Below are 20,241 nucleotides of genomic sequence, written 5' to 3'. Positions count from 1 at the left end.
CTGTTCGCGAAGGGAAAGGAGCGGCCGGTCAGCCGCGGAGCTCGTCCATGTTCTGGTAGCTCAGCTTGGCCAGGGCCAGGGACTGGCCCGGGTTCAACGCACCGCCGGGCGCGGTGTCCTGCTCCCACATCGGGTTGTGGTAGCCCCGTGCCGGCATGTCACCGAAGAAGGCCTGGTAGTCGATGTCGCCCTCCCCGAACGGCGCCATCACGTAGCCGTTGGCCTGCGTCTCGTCCTTCTTGCCGTCCTTGGCGTGGAAGAGCGGGAAGCGCATCGGCGCGGACTTGACGACCTCGAGCGGGTCGAAGCGGTCCGCGACGAGACTGCCGTCAGGGGCGGTGTAGGTGTGGTGCTTGTGCTGCGCCACGTGCGCCCAGTAGATGTCCATCTCCAGCGACACGTAGCGCGGGTCGGTGTTCGCCAGGAACCACTCCAGCCGGCGCACCCCGGACGACCGGGTCGGGCGGCCCAGCGCGTCGTTGGGCCCGCTGTCCAGGAGGAAGCTGTACGCGATGTCGTGGTTGTGCGTGTAGAGCTTGAGCCCATGTCCGGCGGCGCGCTCGCCGAGGATGTTCCAGCGATCGGCCGCGGCCTGCCAGTCGGCCAGATACGCCGACCCGGTGGGGTCGCTTCCGGTCCCGATGTGCCTCATTCCCAAGATGTTGGCGACCTCGCACGCCGCGTCGAACGCGGCCAGGGACGCATCGGTGATCGTGGAAGGGACCGACCCGTGGTTCCCCTCGGCCTCGAGACCGTTGTCATCGAGCCACATCCGCAGCAGGTGCGCGCCCTCGACGTTGTTGACGTTGCCGCCGGGCGCATTGGCGCTCTGGTTGTAGCCGGCGAACTCGATCTGTCGGTAGCCGATCTTCGACAGCTCCTCGAAGACCGCCTTGAACCCCGAGGCGTACGGGCTGGTGGCCGGGTCGCGACTGATCGCGTCACGCACCGTGTAGAGGATGATCCCGCGCCGCGGCCGCGGGATCAGCAGTGCGTCGGCAGCGGCGGATCCAGCGAGAGGGACACCGCCGAGGGCGATTCCCGCCGCGGCCATGCCTGTTGTCGCCGCCAGCAGCTGCCGACGGTTGAGCCCGAGCTTGCGTGCAATAGCCGGAACCTCGTGGTTCGCGGCAGGGGTGAGACGGTTGCGCATCAATGCTCCTTCGGGAGGGTGAAGCCAAGTGAGCCGCAACTGTGACCTGTGTCACGTTGTGCGCTCGTCAACCTACGGTTTCAGACAAGCACCCGTCAATAGTTCCGAAGGATCAAACGAAAGTTGGAAAGTGACTTTCGAAAGTGGCATACCTCGCCGTGCCGGCTGCTCATCGCCGGGGATTCAGCCCGTCACGTCGGCCCGGAGCCGATCTGTCGTCGCCGGAGCAGCGGGCCCGCAAATCAGATCAGGGCCGGGATCCGACATCCTCTGCGAGGATTCAGAACCCGGCCCTGGCCTGGTGTTTCGGTGGAGGTGAGGGGACTCGAACCCCTGACCCTCTGCATGCCATGCAGATGCGCTACCAGCTGCGCCACACCCCCGTGGTGTTGTCCCGGTTGATCACCCCGGGCAACGAGAAGAACAGTAGCGGAACCCGCTCGCGATCACGAAATCGGGGCCCCCATTCCGTACGTCGCGAGTCGCCAGGGCGCCGAGGGGATGAGCCCGGGTGCGGACTCCCGGGCCACGAGCTCGATCCAGGAGCAGTTCGTCAGCGGGGCGAGAGTCGTGACCACGGCCGGATCCCAGCCGAGGAAGGCTGCCAGGCCCTGCCGGATGGCACCGCCATGAGCGACGACCACGACGGTCTCGCCGGGCGCGACGGTCTCGGCGACGTCGTGGAGCGCGCCGCTGAAGCGGGCCGCGACGGTGGGCCAGGACTCCCCGCCGTAGGGCTCCCAGCTGGCCGGCATCTCACCGAAGCGCTCGAGGATCTGAGCGCGGTCCATCCCCTCGGCCTCGCCCGCGCAGACCTCCCGCAGACGTGGGTCGTACGCAGCCTCCCGGCCGGTCTCCTCGGCGACGTACGCAGCGGTCTGCCGCGCCCGCATCAGGTCCGAGGAGACGAGGCGGGTGACGGAGAAGGTCGTCCCCAGCGCACGAGCCGCGGCCTTGGCCTGCTGGTGGCCGGTCTCGGCCAGCTCGATGTCGGTCTGGCCCTGGTAGCGGCCCTCGGCGTTCCAGGGGGTCACGCCGTGGCGGAGCAGGACGATGCGACGAGTGGTCATCTCGACAGGCTCGATACGACGCTCGACAGGCTCGACCACCGAAACCTCAGCTCTCGGAGACGACGTCGGCGGGCAGCGGGATCGAGGGACAGTCGCGCCAGAGCCGCTCGAGGGCGTAGAACTGGCGCTCCTCCTCGTGCTGGACGTGCACGACGATCTCGCCGTAGTCGAGGAGCACCCAGCGGCCCTCCTTGTGGCCCTCACGGCGCAGCGGCTTGGAGCCGAGGTCGCGCAGCTTCAGCTCGACCTCGTCGACGATCGACTGCACCTGACGCTCGTTGGGCGCGGAGGCGAGCACGAAGGCGTCGGTGATGGCCAGCTGGTCGCTGACGTCGAAGGCGAGGATGTGCCCGGCCTTCTTCTCCGAGGCCGCGCGGGCGGCGGTGATGGTGAGCTCGATGGCGTGCTCGGTGGCGGTCATAGGCCTTCTTCGTTCTGGGGAGTCTTGTCGTGCGGAGTCTTGGACCGGTAGAGGTCGTGCTTGCCGATGTACTGCACCACGCCGTCGGGGACGAGATACCAGACCGGCTCACCACGATGGCGGCGCTCGCGGCAGTCGGAGGAGGAGATCGCCAGGGCCGGGATCTCGAGCATGGTGATGCGGTCGGAGGGGATCTTCGCGATGACCTCGGGATCCATGGCGTATCCCGGACGGGTGCATCCCACGAACTGGGCGAGCTCGAAGAGCTCGTCGGTGTCGCGCCAGGTGAAGATCTCGGCGAGCGCGTCGGCCCCGGTGATGAAGTAGAGCTCGGAGTCGGGCAGAGCCTTGGCCAGGTCGCGCAAGGTGTCGATCGTGTAGGTCCTGCCCGCCCGGTCGATGTCGACCCTGCTGACGGTGAAGCGCGGGTTGGCGGCGGTCGCGATGACCGTCATCAGGTAGCGGTGCTCGGCCGGCGAGACGTCCCGGTCGGCCTTCTGCCACGGGTCGCCGGTGGGCACGAAGACGACCTCGTCGAGGTCGAAGAAGGACTGCACCTCGGAGGCCGCCACCAGGTGGCCGTGGTGGATGGGATCGAAGGTGCCACCCATCACCCCGACGCGGCGCTTGCCGGTCAGGCCCTCCAGACCTGGCTCGGGCGCTCCCCCGCTGCCCATCTGATCAGCGCTCAGGAGTGCTCACGGCCGCCGGCGAACCAGACCAGGACCAGCAGAGCGAAGACGAGGATCGCCAGAGCGGCACCACCGATGACCCACTCGATCCCGGAGGTGCCGTGCTCGGCCCCGTGCTCGGCGGCGGTGATGATGCTCGACACAACAGAGTTCGACATGGCGCACAGATTACCTTGCCCGCTGCCAGGTCAGCGCACGTGCCCGTCCCCCGTGACCACGTACTTCGTCGAGGTCATCTCGGGCAGACCCATCGGGCCCCTGGCATGCAGCTTCTGCGTCGAGATGCCGATCTCCGCGCCGAAGCCGAACTCGCCACCGTCGGTGAACCGCGTCGAGGCGTTGACCATGACCGCCGCGGAGTCGACCGCAGCGGTGAACCGCCGGGCCGCGCCCAGGTCCTCGGTCACGATCGCCTCGGTGTGACCGCTCGACCAGCGCCGGATGTGAGCGACGGCGGCGTCGAGGTCGGGCACCACGGCGGCGCTGATCTTCAGCGCCAGGAACTCGGCCGCGTAGTCCTCGTCGGTCACCGGCTCGACCAGGTCGAAGTTCTGGAAGGCCTCGTCGCCGTGGATCTGCACCCCGCGCTCCTGCAGAGCCGGGACCACCTTGGGCAGGAACTCCTTGGCGATGTCGGCGTGCACGAGCAGCGACTCGGCGGAGTTGCACACGCTGGTGCGCTGCGTCTTGGAGTTGATGACGATCGAGAGCGCCTTGTCGAGGTCGGCGGCCTTGTCCACATAGACGTGTACGTTGCCCACCCCCGTCTCGATGACCGGCACCGTCGACTCCTCGACGACCGTCCGGATCAGGCCGGCACCACCGCGCGGGATGAGCACGTCGACCAGGCCGCGGGCGCGCATGAGCGCCTTGACCGGGTCGTGGCCCTCCCCCGGCACGACCTGGATCACGTCGGCCGGGAGGCCGACGGAGGCGACGGCGTCGCGGAGCACGGCAGCGATCGCGTCGTTGCTGGCCGCGATGTTGGAGGAGCCGCGCAGCAGCGCCGCGTTGCCGGACTTCAGGCAGATACCGGCGGCATCCACGGTCACGTTGGGGCGCGCCTCGTAGATCATCCCGACCACACCGAAGGGCACCCGCACCTGGCGCAGCTCGAGCCCGTTGGCCAGGGTGCTGCCGCGTACGACGTCTCCGACGGGGTCCGGCAGGGCGGCCAGCTCGCGGAGCGCGGCGGCGATGCCGTCGAGCCGCTCCGGGGTCAGGGAGAGGCGGTCGATGATGTTGGCGGGACTGCCCGAGGCCTCGGCACGGGCGACGTCGGTCGCGTTGGCCTCCAGCACCTCCTCGGCGCGGGCGAGGAGCGCGTCGGCCATCGCATGCAGGGCTGCGTCCTTCACGCTGCGCGGCGCGACCGCGAGCTCGTAGCTCGCCTCTCGCGCCTTCGCCGCCACCTCACGAATCAACGCCTCAGCACTCATGCCGCCGCCTCCGTTCGGCAGATCGAAGAATACGGAACCGGCGGCCTGAGGCCCATTGCCGCTCGCTGGCGCTCGCTCATACCCTGAAGCCTATGCCGTCCGGCGTACGCAGCCACCACCCTTTCGCCGTGCGGACCGCCCGGGAAGGGTCAGTTCTCGCCACCCAGGCCGAGCAGCTCGCCCAGGCCGGCGAACGGGCCGTCCGGGCCCTCGGAGGGCTCCTCCGACGCCAGCGGCTCGGTGCTCCCCGAGCCGGAGGCCGAGGGCCTGACCTTCCGGGGCGTCGTGGCCGGTGTCGGCTCCGCCGTCGGGCGCGTCGACGGCGAGGACGCGAGCCGGTCCTTCTTGCGCGTGGGCTCCGCGGGAGACGAGCGCACGGCGCTCTCCGCCAGCTCGGACTCGTTCATCGCCGGATAGTCCACCGGAGGCACGTAGGACCTCCTCACGAACGCGATCCCGGAGGTCGCACCGGCGAAGAGCGCCGACAGCACCAGCGCCGTGATCCACGGCGTCCACCCACGCCACCACGCTCCGGCAGGGCCCCGAGCCCCGTCGAGATCGCTCACTCCCACAACCATCCCCCATGTTGCGACGGCGCCGTCCGGCGCGCTCCGATCCTAGCGGCGAACGGAGGCCTCCGGGGCGGAGTGGACATCCCCGGTTCGGGCGATCTCGAGCAGGAGGTCGTGCGCCCGGGCGGCCACCGGATTGTCCGTACGCCGCGCCCCCAGCTCGACCAGCGCGACCAGGTCCGCGGAGCGCGCCAGGTCGAGGGCGTCCGTGGCGCTGCCACCGCGCGCCGCGACGTAACCCTCCAGCACCCCCGAGACGTACGCCGCGTCCCGCTCGAACCGCAGCAGGTTGCCGAGGTCGGCGAACGGTGAGCCGGCGTGGGCGAACTCCCAGTCCAGCACCGCGCGCACGCGCAGCGTCTCCGGGTCGACGATGACGTTCTTCGGGTTGAGGTCGCTGTGCACCAGGCTCACCCTGCCGACCGTGTCGAGCAGGTCCTGGGCGTCGGCGGCCACGTCGCGCAGACCGTCCAGTTCGGCCGGTGACCAGGCGAGACGCTCCGCGAGCGACTCCACCCACTCGGGCAGGTCCAGGGCGAACGGCTCGATCCGCAGGTCCTTGTCGGCGAAGGTCCCTGCGGTGAGGAACGGCATCCCGGCCGTCGTGGCGGCGATCTCCCCGAGGGCACGCCCGAGCCTGCCGCGGGCCGCATCGTCCAGGCCCGGGAGCAGCAGGTCGCCGCGTACGCCCTCGACGAACTCGGTCACCAGGAGCGCGGGCGTGCCCATGGCCGGGTCGGCATGGCGTACCTCCAGTACGGCCGGAACCGGGACGAGGCCCCGTACCAGGCGGTGCAGGGCCTCCTGGATCTCCGCGGCCTGCGGATGGTGGCGAGGGTCGGCGAAGATCCGCACGACCGACCGCTCTCCGCCGGCCTCTGCCAGGAACGTCTCTCCCGACCAGCCGCCGTCGAGCGGCTGGAGGCCCCCACCGAGGTCACCGAAGGTCACCCGGAGAGGCTAGCGCTCGCCCGTCTCAGGCGCAGGGACGGGTCTTCGGCTGCAGGTAGATCCGGTGGGTCGCGCGCGGGCTGTCCCACATCTTGTTGAACCGGGCGGTGTAGGCGGTGTAGTAGCTCTTCGAGGTGAACCGGAAGGTGACCTCGTCGTTGCTGAACGACGGCGGCGACCAGTTCTCCGAGCCGGTCCAGACGCTGAAGGTGCCCCGGTCGTTGAACCGGCCGTTGACGCTCATCCACTTGTAGTGGGAGTAGCAGCGGGAGCCGTAGACGATCTCGTCGCCGCTGGTCGACGTCTTCTGCCCCCAGTCCCAGGCGGCGTCGCGCGCGGGGATGCCGACCGCCCTCAGCTTGCGGTAGACCACGTTGCTGGTGACCGAGCCGATCACCCGGACCACACAGCCGCGCTTCTTCAGGCGGACGACCTCGTCGGCGATGCGCTCGCCGCGGCGGCCGTACCACGCGTACATGTGGATCCGCAGGATCGTCTTGCCCTTGGTGCCGTAGCCGCTCGGCGCGCTGCAGCCGATCAGGCGGAGCCGGTCGATCACCCGGTCGCCGGTGCCGCGGGCGTAGACCTCGTCGCTGGTCGTGCCCGTGCGCTGACGCTGGAAGCCGACGGAGGTGCCGCCACCGGACCAGGAGACGTAGCGCGGGGTGGCCTTCCGGTCGGCCTTCAGCTCGTTGAACATCCGCAGCCAGGTCTGCCACAGGCTGTCGTTGGCGTAGATCGTCTGCGCGTCGTTCCACTGCGAACCGGCCGCGCCGCCACCGAGGTTGCCGGAGCTGTTGATGATGATGTTGCGCTTGTCGCCGACCTGGGTGAAGGAGTGGATCTTGATGTGCAGGTTGCCCGTGTCGTAGCCGCGGCAGGCGCCGGCGCAGCCGTAGATGAAGCTCGGCCGGGAGCGCCTGGTGCCGAGACGGTTGGCCAGCTTCCGCTCCCCGCTGCTCCACATCTTCCGGTTGACCAGGATCTGCACGTGCACGCCACGCTTGTGGGCGGCGATGAGCTGGTCGACGGTGTCGGCGCGGTCCAGGTTGTAGGTGACGAACCGGATGTAGGAGCCCGCGCGCGCGTAGCGGACGCTGTTGTTGATCCGGTGGACGATGTAGTTGCGCTGCGCGGCGTCACCGGTCGGGTTGTTGAAGAACGGGCCCGCAGGCGGAGACCAGGTCGCCGCGGTCGCAGGCGTCGACACCACGGACATGGTCGCCACGACCAGGGCCGCCACGCAGCCAGCCACAGCCGACGCAATCGAGATCTTCCGGGTCGTCTTGGCCCTGAGCACATTCCCCCACATGCGGCCGGACTATACCCAGCGACGTATGTGCCGCAACGACAATTCCGAGAACAAGATGCCAAACCGAAAGAAACCCGCCTCCGAGCCGTGCTCGGAGGCGGGTTTTCGGGACCAACGTCACACTTTGATCAGCCCTTGGCAGCCTTCACAGCCTCGGTGACGGCCGGGAGAACGGTGTGCAGGTCGCCCACGACGCCGAAGTCGACGAGCTCGAAGATCGGCGCCTCCTCGTCCTTGTTGACCGCGACGATGGTCTTCGAGGTCTGCATACCGGCACGGTGCTGGATCGCACCGGAGATCCCGTTGGCCACGTAGAGCTGCGGGGAGACGGTCTTACCGGTCTGGCCGACCTGGAAGGTGTGCGGCATCCAGCCGGAGTCGACCGCGGCACGCGAGGCGCCGACGGCGGCACCGAGCGCGTCGGCGAGACCCTCGACGGCGGAGAAGTCCCCGCCGGTGCCACGACCACCGGAGACCACGATCGCGGCCTCGGTGAGCTCGGGGCGGCCCGACGCCTTACGCGGCTGGGAGGCCACGATCTGCGCGGTCTTGGCGGCGTCGGAGATGGTCACCTCGAAGGGGGTGACCGCGGCGGCGCCGGCCTTCTCGACCGGGGCGGCCGAGTTGGGCTTGACCGTGATGATCGGGGTGCCCTTGGTGACCTTGCCCTTGATCGTGAAGTTGCCCGCGAAGACGGACTGGGTCGCCACACCGGACTCGTCGAGGTCGACGGCGTCGGTGATCAGACCGGAGTCGAGCTTGATCGCCAGACGGGCGGCGACCTCCTTGTTCTCCGCGGAGCTCGGCAGCAGGATCGCGGCGGGCGAGGCGGTCCCGGCAAGCTGGGCCAGCGCCTCGGCCTTCGGGGCGACCAGGTAGCCCTTGATCTGGGCGTCGTCGACGACGTAGACCTTCTCGGCGCCGTAGCCCTTGACGGCCTCGGCGGCACCGGCGGCACCGTCGGCGCCACCGATGTAGACCGCGGACGGCTCGCCGAGCTTGGCGGCCAGGGTGAGCAGCTCGTAGGTCGGCTTCTTGACCTGACCACCCACGTGGTCGATGAGAACGAGAACTTCAGCCATGATTCAGATATCCCTTCTCGGCCTCAGATGAACTTCTTGGACGCGAGGAAGTCGGCCAGCGCCTTGGCGCCCGAGCCGTCCTCGTCGGTGACGATCTCACCGGCGGTGCGCGGCGGGCGGGCCGCCGTCTCCTCGACCGCGGTGTACGCAGCGGCCAGACCCACCTGGGAGGCGTCGACACCGAGGTCGGCCAGCGACCAGGTGTCCAGCGGCTTCTTCTTGGCCGCCATGATGCCCTTGAAGGACGGGTAGCGGGCCTCGCCCGACTGGTCGGTGACCGAGAGGACCAGCGGCAGCGTGCCGCCGATGACCTCGGTGGCGACGTCGCCGTCACGCTTGATCCGGACCTGGTCGCCCTGGGTCTCCACGACCGAGGCCAGCGTGACCTGCGGCAGGCCGAGACGCTCGGCCAGCATCGCCGGGACGACGCTCATGCCGGCGTCGGTCGAGGCCAGACCGCCGACGACGAGGTCGACCGGGCCGAGCTTCTCGATCGCCTTGGCGAGCACCAGCGAGGTGGCGATGGCGTCCGAGCCGGCGATCGCGTCGTCGACGACGTGGACGGCCTTGTCGGCGCCCATCTGCAGCGCCTTGCGCACCGCAGCCTCGGCAGCCTCGGGACCAACGGTCAGCGCGGTGACGGTGATCTCCTCACCCTCACGCTTCTCCTTGATCTGCAACGACTGCTCGACAGCGTACTCATCGAGCTCGGAGAGCAGACCGTCGACGTTCACGCGGTCGACGGTGAAGTCGTCCTCGAACTGCCGGTCCGCGGTCGCGTCCGGCACGTACTTCACAAGCACAACAATGTTCATGATGGTGCGGCCTTGCCGGCCCCTCCTGGAATGGTCGTAGTTCGCCAGCGATGTTACCCGTCAGTCACATAGGGATGACAGGTGCCTACGCGTTGAGAATGTCACATGGCCTCAGGGTCTGATGAAACCAGCCACGATCCGGCCGACGATCAGCCAGGCCAGCGCGCCGATGCCCCAGTTGAAGAGGGCATTCTTGATCTCCGCGTCCTCGCCGCCGAACTGCTTGATGCCGTTCTCCCGCGAGAAGAGGCCGAGGTCGGCGGTGTCGGCGGCGTTGAGCACGAAGTCGACCAGGGAGTTGTCCTGGTTGGCCTTGAGGGCGATCAGCAGAGCCCCGATCGCCAGCGCCAGCGCGGCGATCAGCGCGATCACCCAGACCACCCGGGAGGCGTAGGACCGGACGGTGTGGACCACACCCGGACCGTTGGACGTCTTGGTGTCGGTCACGAGATTCACTTCCCTTCGAAGTTGGCTTTGCCGGGGCCGTTCTCCAGGAACGATGCCATCCCGGTCTGGGAATCCTGCGTCGCGAACACGCCGGCGAACTGCTGCTGCTCGAGGGCCAGCCCGGTGGCGAGGTCCACCCCGAGCCCCTTGTCGATCGCCGTCTTCGCCGCCGCCAGGGCGTACGGTGCCGCCTTCTTGAACTGGCTCGCCCACGCGAGCGCCTCCTCATAGACCGAGGCCGCCGGCACCAGCCGGTCGGCCAAGCCGATTGCAAGCGCCTCGTCAGCCTTGACGAAGCGGCCCGAGAAGATCAGATCCTTGGCCTTGGACGGCCCGACCAGCCGTGCCAGGCGCTGGGTACCGCCGGCGCCCGGGATGATGCCGAGCAGCACCTCCGGCTGACCGAAGGTCGCGTCATCGGCGGCGATCCGGAAGTCGGCCGCGAGCGCGAGCTCGCAGCCGCCCCCCAGCGCGTAGCCGGTCACCGCGGCGACCACCGGCTTGGGGATCTCCGCGACCGCCGTCACCGCGGCCTGCACACCCGCGACCCGCTTGGCCATCTCGGAGTAGGAGAGGCCGGCCATCTCCTTGACGTCGTTGCCGGCGGCGAAGAGTCTCTCGCCTCCGTAGACGACCACCGCGCGTACGTCATCGTCGGCTGCCGCCTCGGTCGCGACCTCGAGCAGCTCGGCCTGCACCTGGAAGCTGATCGCGTTCATCTTCGGCCGGTCGAGCCGGATCGTGCCGATGCCGTCCTCGACGGTGAGGTTGACGAAGTCACCCATCGTGGCGCTCCCCTGTCTGTGAAGGCGGTTACATGTGTCCGGAACACTATCGGGTGCCTTCCACCTCTCGTGGGCCGGTTCGCGGTACAGGCGTTGCGTGTATCGCGTAACCCCCGCCGGTAATCGCGTAACCCCCGCCGGTAAAGGGACGTTTCAATAACATGACCGATATTCGTTCCAGTCGCGCCAGGGTGAGCCTCGGTGCCGCGCTGAGCATCGCCCTCGGCGCTTTCGTGCTGGTGACGCCGGTCTCGGGTGCCGCGCTCTCCACTACCGATGACACTGCCAACACCATGGCTGACGCGGCCCGCTCCGGCGGGCTGCTCGGTCACGAGGCCGATGCCGGCCTGGACGTACGCGACCGCGTGCTTCCGACGTCCGCCCAGGAATCCGCGGCGACGGCTTTGGGGGCCGTCGACATCCGCTGGAACGCCCACGGGACGCCGACCTCGCTGATCACGTCCGACGGCGTGCTGGCCGCGGCCGGTTCCTCGGACCCGGTCACCGCCGCCCGGGGCTTCCTCGCCGACAACGCGGCGGTCTTCGGACTCACCGCGGCCCAGCTGGGCGACCTCGAGCTGGTCAGCGACCAGAAGCTGGCCGGGGGCGGCGGCCATGCGGTCCTCTTCCGGCAGACCTACGACGGTCTGTCCGCCGCCACCGAGGGCCTGGTCACCGTGGGGGTGGCCGACGGCGACATCACCTACGTCTCCTCCTCGCTCTCGAAGGTGACCGGCACGCCGGCGAAGGCGGAGCTCACCCCGACCGAGGCATGGCTGAAGGCGGCGGCCTCGGCCGGACGCCCGATCGCCGGATCCAAGGTCGGCGAGATCGTCACCGACGCCGCCGCGAAGCTGACCGACTGGACGAAGCTGACCGTTCCCGGCCTGGCGACCGACCAACTGGTGCGGCTGCGGGCCTTCCCGGTCCCCGGCGAGGGCGTACGTCCGGTCTTCCAGGCCACCGTCGTCGACTCCGCGGCCGCCACCCTGCTGGGGCGGACGGTGCTGGTCGACGCGGTCACCGGCGAGGTGCTGTGGCGCCACGACAACGTCGACCACGAGAACGACGTGGAGGGCCCGTTCACGGGCACCGCGCTGGGTGCCTGCGGGCCGAAGCACAGCTTCGAGATCACCGACGACAAGACCCGCACGATCGCCGCGGTCGCGGTCGGCCTGCCGACCGACGACTTCACCGTGAAGCTCTTCGCCCCCGACGGGCGGCTGCTCGTGGAAGGTGACCTGCTCACCAGCCCCGAGACGGCGACCTACACCGCCGAGAAGATCGACCCCGGGACGTACGCGGTCCAGGTCTGTCCCTTCGACGACTCGCTCCTGGTCGGCAGCTACACGGTGACCGTGGCGTCCTCCGACGCCGGCGCGGACACGGGTGAGCTGCCGGGCAGCAACCCGCGCTGGTCCTACTTCCCCGGCACCCCCGACGCCGCCTCGACCGGCGGTGAGGCGGTCCCGACCAACGACGTGATCGCCTGCTGGACCAAGGTCGCCGAGTGCACCGGGCCCGAGCTGAAGAGCCTGGCCAACGCCGGTCCGTGGGACACGCTGCTCAACACGACCGTCGGGGTGCCGAGCCTGACCACGATCGGCAACAACGCCAACACCCACGAGGGCTGGCTCTCGCCGATCGGACCGGTCGGCCTTGCGCAGGCACCGGTCTCGCCGGTGCGGGACTACACGGGCACCTTCACCGACGCCTGGAACAACGCGCAGTGTGCGCCCACCAACCTGGTGCCGGGCGGCAACGACGTGAACTACGTGGTCGGCAACCTGTTCGCCAGCCACAACCGGATGCACGACTGGTCCTACTTCCTCGGCTTCACCGAGGAGAACTACAACCTGCAGACCGACAACCTCGGCCGTGGCGGGCGTGGTCTCGACGCCGAGGTCGGCAACGCTCAGGCCGCGGCGCTCGACTCGCAGGTGATCGAGCAGACCGGCATCCTGACCGGCCGCAACAACGCCAACCAGCTCACCCTGATGGACGGCGTGCCGGGCGTCACCAACCAGTACCTCTTCCAGCCCGCCGCCGGCGCCTTCTACGCGCCCTGCACCGACGGCTCGCTGGACTTCGGGATCGTCGGCCACGAATACACCCACGCCATCTCCAACCGGATGGTCGGCGGCCCCGACGACGGGCTGACCTCCGAGCAGGGCGGCGCGATGGGCGAGTCCTGGAGCGACCTGGCCGCGGCCGAGCACATGTTCGCCCACGACCTCTACAACGGCGGCAGCCCGTGGGCCGTCGGCTCCTACGCCACCGGCAACACCGACGTCGCGATCCGCGACTTCGCGATCGACAGGAACCCGCTCAACTTCTCCGACTACGGGTTCGACTCCACCGGTCCCGAGGTCCACGCCGACGGCGAGATCTGGAACGGCACGATGTGGTCGGTGCGGCAGGCGCTGGTCGACAAGTACAACGCGACCTACCCCTACGCCGACAAGGCCCTGCAGAGGCGCTGCTCGGTCGGGACGACGACGGCCTCGCCGCTCGCCGCCGACAAGTGCCCCGGCAACCGCCGCTGGATCCAGCTGGTCTTCGACTCCTTCCTGCTCCAGCAGGGTGCGACCTCGATGCTGGACGCCCGCGACGCCTTCCTCGCCGCCGACCAGATGCGCTTCGGCGGTGCCAACCGCCAGGTGATCGCGGATGCCTTCGCACGACGTGGCATGGGCCAGTACGCCACCACGACCGCCGACGACCACGAGCCGACCCCGAGCTTCGCCTCGCCGGCCTCGCGCAACGTCAAGGTCACCTTCAGCGCACCCTCCGGCACGCCAGGGAAGGTGTACGTCGGCCGCTTCGAGGCTCGGGCCACGCCCATCGCCGACACGCTGGTCGACACCGCGATGGGGTCGGTGGCGCACTTCGTCCCGGGGACGTACGAGTTCCTCTACGTCACCAAGACCGGCGGGGCCCAGCGCAAGACCGTCACGATCTCCTCCGCGGAGATCACCAAGACCGTCTCCTTCGCATCGAGCACCAACCTCGCCGCTGCCGCCAAGGGCGCGACGGTGATCGCCTCGACCGAGGGCTCGCGCAACCCGGATGCCCTGATCGACGGCACCGAGGGCACCAACTGGGGCGGCGTCACGGCGGACAACGTGGACGCGACCACGCCGTCGGTCGCCGTCGACCTGGCCGGCGGGACCCACACGGTGACCAGGGTGAACGTGAGCGCCTACCTCTCCCCCGCCACCGAGACTGACGCGGACTCGGGGTCGCGCTTCACCGCCCTGCGGAAGTTCGCGCTGGAGGCGTGCGTCTCCGCGTGCACCACCTCCGGCGCGGTCTGGAAGCGCTTCTACACCTCGGCAGGCGACGCCTTCCCCGGAAAGCGCCCGCGGCCGGTCGCGCCGAACCTGAACCTGCGCACCTTCGACGTCCCCGACACCACCGCTGCCGCGGTACGTCTGGTGGCGCTGGAGAACCAGTGCACGGGCTTCGACGGCTACGCCGGTGAGCAGGACGCCGACCCCACCACCACGACGGACTGCAAGACCGGCTCCGACCGCGGGACGATCGTCCACGCCGCCGAGCTGCAGGTCTTCGGTCAGTGACCGTGGCGTCTCGGTGCCCCTCGGGCGGGGCACCGAGACGCTCGGTCGGCCGGCGAGAGCGAGCCGTCACCCCTCGAACGACGCCAACGCACCCCAGGCGAGCACCCCGGCCACCAGCACGGTGCCGGCGAGGAGCCAGTAGAGCGCGTCGTACCCACCCATCACGGAGGCGAGCCCAGCCCCGACCGCCGGGGCGAGCGCACCCGCGACCCCGGCAGGCGCGGAGTAGACGCCGTTGAGCGCGGCGTACCTCTCCGGTCCCCACACATCGCTGACGACGGTGGCCGCGATCAGCGTGTAGAGCCCACGCGCGGTCCCGGTGAGCACCGCGACGACGATCATCACCCAGCCGACGGCAGGCAGGAGCGGGAGCAGCGCAACCGAGGCGGCGAACCACAGCACTCCGCCGATCATCCGGGTGCGGACGCCGAAGCGGCGGGCCAGCAGCGGATAGAACGCGCGCCCGGCGACCTGGCCGGCGCCGCTGAGCCCGAGCGCCCAGGCGGCCGTGGCAGGGCTCAGCCCGTGCTCGACGAGGAACGGCACCAGGTGCACGATCGAGGCGAACACGACCATCGAGACCAGTGTGCCCGCCAGCGTGAGCACCACGAACCGGCGGCTGCGGAGCACGTCCCGGTCCCGCACGGGTCGACCCTCCTTGTCAGGTGCGATCGGCGTCCAGTCGAGATCGAGCACCACGACGCTCGGCACGAACGTCAGCACCACGAAGACGCCGGCCAGGATGACGTACGTCCAGCGCCACTCCACCCACGCCGCCAGCGCTTCGGTGAGCGGCGCGAAGATCGTCGAGGCGAACCCACCGGCGAGGGTGAGCGTCGTGATCGCATCCACGCGCCGCGTACCGAACCAGTGCGTCAGCGCCGCGAACGCCGGCGGATAGAAGGTCCCCGCCGACGAGAGCCCCACCACCAGCCACCCCAGCGCGAAGATCCAGTACGAAGGGGCGGCGGCGACCACGAGGAGCGCCACCGTGCCCAGCAGGCTGGCGCCCGCCATCACCCACCGAGGTCCGAAGCGCTGGATGACCCGTCCGACGGGGATACCCGCCACGGCTCCCACGAGCGTGCCGGCGGAGAAGGCGGTGGTGATCGCGGCCGCCGACCACCCGGTGGCGTCGACGATCCGCGGCTGCAGGACGGTGAAGGCGTAGTAGAGGACGCCGTACGCGACCGTGACGGTCACACAGAGCGTGACCAGCACAGCACGCAGCGAACGACTCCCCACCTACGTCAGCGTTCCAGACGGACCTGCTCGAGGACACCGCTGAGCTTGGACGGGTTGCGTACGTAGTAGAGGCCGGTCACCAGGCCCTCCTCGACGTGGAGGGTGACGACGCCGTCGACCTCCTCGCCGAAGTAGAGCAGCATCCCGGGGGCGCTGTTGACGCTGGCCATCTCGAACCTGGGGACGCCGTACTTCGTCGCCAGCCCCGCGAAGAACCGCAGCACCTTCTCGGCACCATGGATCGGCTTGCGGGCCGCCTGCACCACGCCGCCACCGTCGGAGAAGAGGACGACATCGGGAGCCAGTACGTCGAGCAGCGACTGCAGGTCGCCACCGGTCGCGGCGTCACGGAACCGCTCCAGGGCATGGCGCGCCTCGGCCGCCGAGACCGACTCGCGCGGCCGGCGCTCGGCGACGTGGTCGCGGGCCCGGTGGGCGATCTGCCGCACCGCGGCCGGCGACTTGTCGACCGCCGCGGCGATCTCGGCATAGCCCAGCGCGAAGACCTCGCGCAGCACGAAGACGGCCCGCTCGGTCGGCGAGAGCGTCTCCAGCACCAGCAGCACCGCGGTCGAGAGCGAGTCGGCGAGCTCGGCGTCCTCGGCGACGTCCGGAGCGGTCAGCAGCGGCTCGGGCAGCCACGGACCGACGTACGTCTCCTTGCGGCGCGAGAGCGTGCGGATGCGGTTGAGCGCGAGCCTGGTCGTGATCCGGACCAGGTAGGCGCGATGGTCGCGGACCTCCTCCAGCGGCACGTCGGCCCAGCGCAGCCAGGTCTCCTGGAGGACGTCCTCGGCGTCGGCGGCCGAGCCGAGCATCTCGTAGGCGACGGTGAAGAGCAGGTTGCGGTGGGCGACGAAGACCTCCGTCGCGGCATCATCGCTCATGCCTGCGACCCTACCGGCGGCTCGACCGGCGCGGAGGCCGGCGGGATCGTGAACATACTGGGCATCGTCGCCCTCCTCGTGGGGGTCGGTCATCTCGTCACCATCCAGACACCGACAACCATCAGGTTGTGACACTAGGGTTGGGGCGTGAGCGAGCCAGAGACGACAACGGTGGCGGAGGGCGTTGCCCGGATCGAGTGGGCCGCGGGCGAGGCCGTCGACGTCGTACGCCGCGAGGTGGCCGCCGCGCTGCTCACCCACCACCGTGTGGAGGCGCTGGTCGACCCGGAGGACACCGTCGAGCAGCGCACCGCGACCTGGGCGGGCCTTCACCGCGAGGGCCTGCTCCGCGGCGTGAGGGGCGGCCAGGACCGGATGCTCTACGCCCGGGTGGCGAGCGACGCTCCTGTCGAGGCCCCCGAAGGCTTCCGGGCCCTGCTCAACTCCTTCCTCCCGCGCAAGCGCGCGATCGGCCAGATGCTGGTGCGCGACCCCGACGACCGCGTGCTGATGTGCCAGCTGACCTACAAGAAGGACTGGGACCTGCCCGGCGGCATCGTGGAGGTGGGTGAGTCGCCCAAGCTGGCGACCACCCGGGAGATCGAGGAGGAGCTCGCCCTCGTCCTCCCCGCCGGCGACCTGCTGCTCACCGACTGGCTGCCGCCGTGGGGCGGCTGGGACGACGCCGTCTGCCTGGTCTTCGACGGGGGCGTCCACCCCTCCTCGGTCCTCGAGCAGACCACCCTCCAACCGCGCGAGATCCGCTCAGTGGCGTTCTGCACCCTCGACGAGGTCCGCGAGCGGGCCGCCGACTTCACCGCCCGCCGGGTCGAAGCCGCGCTCGCCGCGCTGCGGGGCGGCCCGGGTTACACCGAGTCGGGGCGCGCGTAGCACTCCCTGCGCGACGAGCGCGCCGAGCACCAGCAGGGCGCCGCCGGCGAGCTCGCCGGCGCTCGGCACCTCCCCGAGCAGCAGCCACGCGGAGCCGATGGCGACCGGCGGCACCAGCAGGATCCACGGCACCACCGAGGAGGCCGGGTGCCGCGCGAGCAGCGAGTTGAAGATGCCGTAGCCGACGAACGAGGCGAGCACCACGGTGTAGGCCGTGGAGACGAGCGCCTCCCAGCCGAAGGCGGCCACCCCGTCGCGTACGCCCTCGGGTCCGTCGATCACGAAGGAGAGCGCGAGCAGCGGGAGCGGCACGACCAGCGCCGACCAGACCGTCAGCGAGAGACCGCCGGGCACCTTGGCGGCACGGGAGATCACGTTGCCGATCGCCCACGACAGCGCCGCGAGGAGGCACAGCACCAGCGCCACGACCGGTACGTGGCCACCGCGCCCCAGCGCCACCACGACCAGGCCGAGGGCACCGGCGACGACGCCGACCACCTGCATGAGCGTCGGCCGCTCGCGCAGCACGCCGGCCGCGATGACGATGGTGAGCACGACCTGCGCCTGGAGGACGAGCCCCGCCAGGCCGGGCGGCATCCCCGCGGCCATGCTGGTGTAGAGCAGGCCGAACTGGCCCAGGCTCATGAAGACGCCCACCGCCGCGACCACCTTCCACGACGCCTTCGGGCGAGGAAGCAGGAAGACGGCCGGGAAGGCGACCAGGACGAACCGCACGGCGAGCAGCAGCAGCGGCGGCACCGAATGCCCGTCGCGCGTCTCGAGGCCCCAGTCGATGACGACGAAGTTGAAGCCCCACAGGACGGCGACGAGGACGGCGAGCAGCGAGTCACGGCGAGTCACATCCACCAGGATGAAGGCAAAGATCATGAAGCACCAGCGAATGATTCTTCATCCAATGACGTAGCATCACTTCATGATCGATCTGTCCGCGCTCGTCGCTCTCCGCGCCGTCGACACCCACGGGTCGGTGGTCGCGGCCGCCGACGCCCTGGGCTTCACCCCCAGCGCGGTGTCGCAGCAGGTCAAGCGGCTCGAGCGGCAGGTCGGCCTACCTCTCCTGGAGCGGATCGGGCGCGGCGTCATGCTCACCCACGCCGGGCGGCACCTGGTCGACGAGGGCTCCCGGCTGCTCGCCGACATGGAGTCGCTGGAGTCCGGGCTGCACGAGCAGGCCACGACCGTGGCCGGGCGACTGCGGCTGACCGCCTTCTCCACCGCGATGCGCGGGCTGATCGCGCCGGTCGCCGGCGAGCTCCGCACCGCCCATCCCGACCTCGTCCTCACCCTCTCCGAGCGGGAGCCGTGGGACACCGTGGACCTGGTGGCGACCGGTCACAGCGAGATCGGCGTGGTGCACTCCTGGGGCGACGTGCCGCTCTCCATCCCCGACCACCTCGTCACCACCGAGCTCCTCCGCGACGTCGCCGACGTGATCGCCCACCGCGACCACCCGCTGGCGCAGCTCGCCAAGGTGACCCCGCACGACCTCGTCGCCGAGGACTGGATCGCGACGCCGGAGGGCACGATCTGTCGGCAGTGGCTGAACCGGATGTACGCCGGCACCGGCCGGCTGCCGCGGATTGCGCACGTCTCGATGGAGTTCGACAGCCACCTGGCGCTGGTGCGCGCAGGCCTGGGGATCGCACTCATCCCCCGCATGGGTCGGGCGGCGCTGGGTGAGGACCTGGTCGCCGTACGCGTCGTCGACCCGGTCCCCACCCGCGAGATCCTCGCGCTGCACCGGCGCACCATGACCGCCTCGCCGGCGGTCACCGCCGTGCTCGCGGCCCTAGCCGCTCAGAACAGTGCCGAGGCCAGCGACTGACGGCCCTTGAGCACGCGCTCGTCGTCGTTGCCGACCGCGGCGAAGAGCCCCAGCAGGTGCTCGCGCGCCTTGTTGCGCTCGTCCCCCGACGTACGCCGCACCAGCTCGACCAGGCGGAGGAAGGAGTCCTCCACGTGGCCACCGAGCAGGTCGAGGTCGGCGACGAGCGTCTGGGCGTCCACGTCCTCGGGCGCGGCCGCGGCGGCGGCGCGGGCGGCGTTGAGGTCGACCCCCTGCGTACGCTGCAGGACCTTGGCCATCGCCAGGCCGGCGGCGGCCTCGGAGTCGGCGGGGTTGGAGGCGATCAGCTTCTCGTACTCGGCCACGGCGGCGTCGATGTCACCGCGCTCCAGCGCGTCCTGGGCCGGGGCGTAGCGCGGGTCGAGCGCCGGCTCGGCACCCTCCTCGGTCGCGCCGCCGCCGATGGCGTTGGGCTTGTGCCGCCCGCCGATGCCCTGCGTGGTGAGCTGCTGCCCGAGCTGCTGGAAGACCGTACGCAGCTCCTCGAGGTTGAGCGCGCCCGGAATCGGCTGGGTGACCGGCCGGCCGTCGAGCAGGATGTAGAGGAGCGGCACCTGGGGCACCTGCAGCGCCTGCGCGATCTGCGGGTTCTTGTCGATGTCGACCAGGCCGACCAGGAACCGGCCGTCGTACTCCTCCACGACCGTCGAGACGTCGCGTGCGTAGGTGACGCTCTCCGGAGCGCGGGAGGCGGAGTAGAAGACCAGGACGACCGGCGCGGTCATCGACGCCTCGAGCACCGACTGGAAGATCTGCTCGTCGACCTCGACGGTGTAGGAGCCGGCGCTCCGCCCCTGGGCGGGAGCCGCATCGGCCGGACCGCCGAAGGGGGCGTCCTGTGCGGGGGTGCTGGCGAGCCCGGAGAGGTCGACGGCTCCGGGACGGGAGAACGGCTGCTGCGTCATGTCGCCAATCCTATGAGGACGGTCCAGGAGGCTGCTGAACAAGGCCGGCGTCGCGAGGCGCGTGCGATGGCAAGGCGCCACCGCGAAGGCATGCTGGGCGCACGTCGAGCGGTGGCAACGCCGCCA

The 20,241-nt window shown here is 70.1% G+C and carries 19 protein-coding genes, 1 tRNA gene and 1 pseudogene; 3 read left to right on the top strand and 18 right to left on the bottom strand.

Annotation, left to right across the window (positions count from 1 at the left end; genetic code table 11):
* Nucleotides 1-28: 28 nt before the first annotated feature.
* The 14 genes from OG984_RS27835 to OG984_RS27770 form a co-directional block, all read right to left on the bottom strand.
* Nucleotides 29-1,153: a sugar phosphate isomerase/epimerase family protein gene (locus OG984_RS27835; RefSeq protein WP_328529322.1), complete on the bottom strand. Its 1,125-nt coding sequence runs from the start codon at nucleotides 1,151-1,153 to the stop codon at nucleotides 29-31.
* A gap of 310 nt (nucleotides 1,154-1,463) precedes the next feature.
* Nucleotides 1,464-1,536: transfer RNA gene (locus OG984_RS27830), tRNA-Ala, on the bottom strand.
* A gap of 63 nt (nucleotides 1,537-1,599) precedes the next feature.
* A complete protein-coding gene (locus OG984_RS27825) occupies nucleotides 1,600-2,223 on the bottom strand; it encodes a histidine phosphatase family protein (protein ID WP_328529321.1) in 624 nt (207 codons plus the stop codon).
* Nucleotides 2,224-2,269: 46 nt separating this feature from the next.
* Nucleotides 2,270-2,644: a ribosome silencing factor gene (gene rsfS / locus OG984_RS27820; protein WP_328529320.1), complete on the bottom strand. Its 375-nt coding sequence runs from the start codon at nucleotides 2,642-2,644 to the stop codon at nucleotides 2,270-2,272.
* Nucleotides 2,641-3,321 (bottom strand): nicotinate-nucleotide adenylyltransferase, encoded by a 681-nt coding sequence (gene nadD / locus OG984_RS27815; RefSeq protein WP_328529319.1) that lies wholly within the window; start codon nucleotides 3,319-3,321, stop codon nucleotides 2,641-2,643. Before nadD ends, rsfS begins: the two co-directional genes overlap by 4 nt.
* An 11-nt stretch (nucleotides 3,322-3,332) precedes the next feature.
* Nucleotides 3,333-3,494 (bottom strand): hypothetical protein, encoded by a 162-nt coding sequence (locus tag OG984_RS27810; protein ID WP_328529318.1) that lies wholly within the window; start codon nucleotides 3,492-3,494, stop codon nucleotides 3,333-3,335.
* Nucleotides 3,495-3,524: 30 nt separating this feature from the next.
* Nucleotides 3,525-4,775 (bottom strand): glutamate-5-semialdehyde dehydrogenase, encoded by a 1,251-nt coding sequence (locus tag OG984_RS27805; protein ID WP_328529317.1) that lies wholly within the window; start codon nucleotides 4,773-4,775, stop codon nucleotides 3,525-3,527.
* A 149-nt stretch (nucleotides 4,776-4,924) separates the two neighbouring features.
* Nucleotides 4,925-5,341 (bottom strand): hypothetical protein, encoded by a 417-nt coding sequence (locus OG984_RS27800; RefSeq protein WP_328529316.1) that lies wholly within the window; start codon nucleotides 5,339-5,341, stop codon nucleotides 4,925-4,927.
* 51 nt (nucleotides 5,342-5,392) lie between these two features.
* Nucleotides 5,393-6,298, bottom strand: coding sequence for a phosphotransferase family protein (locus tag OG984_RS27795; RefSeq protein WP_328529315.1), 906 nt, complete (start codon nucleotides 6,296-6,298; stop codon nucleotides 5,393-5,395).
* A gap of 25 nt (nucleotides 6,299-6,323) precedes the next feature.
* Nucleotides 6,324-7,508, bottom strand: a complete 1,185-nt coding sequence (locus OG984_RS27790) for a phospholipase D-like domain-containing protein (protein ID WP_328529314.1) — start codon at nucleotides 7,506-7,508, stop codon at nucleotides 6,324-6,326.
* Between the two features lie 230 nt (nucleotides 7,509-7,738).
* A complete protein-coding gene (locus OG984_RS27785) occupies nucleotides 7,739-8,692 on the bottom strand; it encodes an electron transfer flavoprotein subunit alpha/FixB family protein (protein ID WP_328529313.1) in 954 nt (317 codons plus the stop codon).
* A gap of 23 nt (nucleotides 8,693-8,715) precedes the next feature.
* Nucleotides 8,716-9,507 (bottom strand): electron transfer flavoprotein subunit beta/FixA family protein, encoded by a 792-nt coding sequence (locus tag OG984_RS27780; protein ID WP_328529312.1) that lies wholly within the window; start codon nucleotides 9,505-9,507, stop codon nucleotides 8,716-8,718.
* A gap of 111 nt (nucleotides 9,508-9,618) precedes the next feature.
* Complete coding sequence (locus OG984_RS27775; protein ID WP_328529311.1) at nucleotides 9,619-9,954, bottom strand: hypothetical protein; 336 nt, start codon at nucleotides 9,952-9,954, stop codon at nucleotides 9,619-9,621.
* A gap of 5 nt (nucleotides 9,955-9,959) precedes the next feature.
* A complete protein-coding gene (locus tag OG984_RS27770) occupies nucleotides 9,960-10,739 on the bottom strand; it encodes an enoyl-CoA hydratase/isomerase family protein (protein ID WP_328529310.1) in 780 nt (259 codons plus the stop codon).
* 161 nt (nucleotides 10,740-10,900) lie between these two features.
* Here OG984_RS27770 and OG984_RS27765 point away from each other — a divergent pair, with 161 nt between their 5' ends.
* A complete protein-coding gene (locus tag OG984_RS27765) occupies nucleotides 10,901-14,320 on the top strand; it encodes a M36 family metallopeptidase (protein WP_328529309.1) in 3,420 nt (1,139 codons plus the stop codon).
* Between the two features lie 66 nt (nucleotides 14,321-14,386).
* On the opposite strand, the gene OG984_RS27760 is transcribed toward OG984_RS27765, so the two are convergent.
* Both OG984_RS27760 and OG984_RS27755 read right to left on the bottom strand, forming a co-directional pair.
* The gene (locus tag OG984_RS27760) at nucleotides 14,387-15,565 is read right to left on the bottom strand and encodes an MFS transporter (RefSeq protein ID WP_328529308.1); all 1,179 of its coding nucleotides are present in this window, start codon (nucleotides 15,563-15,565) and stop codon (nucleotides 14,387-14,389) included.
* Nucleotides 15,566-15,570: 5 nt separating this feature from the next.
* Entirely contained in the window at nucleotides 15,571-16,452 is an 882-nt protein-coding gene (locus OG984_RS27755) for an RNA polymerase sigma-70 factor (protein WP_328529307.1), read from the bottom strand.
* A 147-nt stretch (nucleotides 16,453-16,599) separates the two neighbouring features.
* Here OG984_RS27755 and OG984_RS27750 point away from each other — a divergent pair, with 147 nt between their 5' ends.
* Nucleotides 16,600-17,343, top strand: coding sequence for an NUDIX hydrolase (locus tag OG984_RS27750; RefSeq protein WP_328529306.1), 744 nt, complete (start codon nucleotides 16,600-16,602; stop codon nucleotides 17,341-17,343).
* Between the two features lie 24 nt (nucleotides 17,344-17,367).
* Here the strand turns inward: OG984_RS27750 and OG984_RS27745 are convergent.
* Nucleotides 17,368-18,231, bottom strand: a pseudogene (locus OG984_RS27745) (EamA family transporter); the annotation flags it as partial.
* A 46-nt stretch (nucleotides 18,232-18,277) separates the two neighbouring features.
* Here OG984_RS27745 and OG984_RS27740 point away from each other — a divergent pair.
* Entirely contained in the window at nucleotides 18,278-19,189 is a 912-nt protein-coding gene (locus tag OG984_RS27740; RefSeq protein ID WP_328529305.1) for a LysR family transcriptional regulator, read from the top strand.
* On the opposite strand, the gene OG984_RS27735 is transcribed toward OG984_RS27740, so the two are convergent.
* On the bottom strand, nucleotides 19,162-20,115 hold the full coding sequence (locus tag OG984_RS27735) for a co-chaperone YbbN (protein WP_328529304.1): 954 nt from the start codon (nucleotides 20,113-20,115) through the stop codon (nucleotides 19,162-19,164). The two genes, OG984_RS27740 and OG984_RS27735, sit on opposite strands and share 28 nt — an antisense overlap.
* Nucleotides 20,116-20,241 lie beyond the last annotated feature (126 nt).

It is taken from the genome of Nocardioides sp. NBC_00368, assembly GCF_036090055.1.
Taxonomy (GTDB): Bacteria; Actinomycetota; Actinomycetes; order Propionibacteriales; family Nocardioidaceae; genus Nocardioides.
This window is presented reverse-complemented; position numbering and strand designations above follow the sequence as displayed.

Excerpts from the sequence above, each read along its gene's own strand:
- OG984_RS27805 (WP_328529317.1), bottom strand. The coding sequence starts at position 4,775 with ATGAGTGCTGAGGCGTTGATTCGTGAGGTGGCGGCGAAGGCGCGAGAG.
- OG984_RS27780 (WP_328529312.1), bottom strand. The coding sequence starts at position 9,507 with ATGAACATTGTTGTGCTTGTGAAGTACGTGCCGGACGCGACCGCGGAC.
- OG984_RS27755 (WP_328529307.1), bottom strand. The coding sequence starts at position 16,452 with ATGAGCGATGATGCCGCGACGGAGGTCTTCGTCGCCCACCGCAACCTG.
- OG984_RS27785 (WP_328529313.1), bottom strand. The coding sequence starts at position 8,692 with ATGGCTGAAGTTCTCGTTCTCATCGACCACGTGGGTGGTCAGGTCAAG.
- OG984_RS27735 (WP_328529304.1), bottom strand. The coding sequence starts at position 20,115 with ATGACGCAGCAGCCGTTCTCCCGTCCCGGAGCCGTCGACCTCTCCGGG.
- OG984_RS27765 (WP_328529309.1), top strand. The coding sequence starts at position 10,901 with ATGACCGATATTCGTTCCAGTCGCGCCAGGGTGAGCCTCGGTGCCGCG.
- rsfS (WP_328529320.1), bottom strand. The coding sequence starts at position 2,644 with ATGACCGCCACCGAGCACGCCATCGAGCTCACCATCACCGCCGCCCGC.
- OG984_RS27740 (WP_328529305.1), top strand. The coding sequence starts at position 18,278 with ATGATCGATCTGTCCGCGCTCGTCGCTCTCCGCGCCGTCGACACCCAC.
- OG984_RS27835 (WP_328529322.1), bottom strand. The coding sequence starts at position 1,153 with ATGCGCAACCGTCTCACCCCTGCCGCGAACCACGAGGTTCCGGCTATT.
- nadD (WP_328529319.1), bottom strand. The coding sequence starts at position 3,321 with ATGGGCAGCGGGGGAGCGCCCGAGCCAGGTCTGGAGGGCCTGACCGGC.
- OG984_RS27810 (WP_328529318.1), bottom strand. The coding sequence starts at position 3,494 with ATGTCGAACTCTGTTGTGTCGAGCATCATCACCGCCGCCGAGCACGGG.
- OG984_RS27825 (WP_328529321.1), bottom strand. The coding sequence starts at position 2,223 with ATGACCACTCGTCGCATCGTCCTGCTCCGCCACGGCGTGACCCCCTGG.
- OG984_RS27770 (WP_328529310.1), bottom strand. The coding sequence starts at position 10,739 with ATGGGTGACTTCGTCAACCTCACCGTCGAGGACGGCATCGGCACGATC.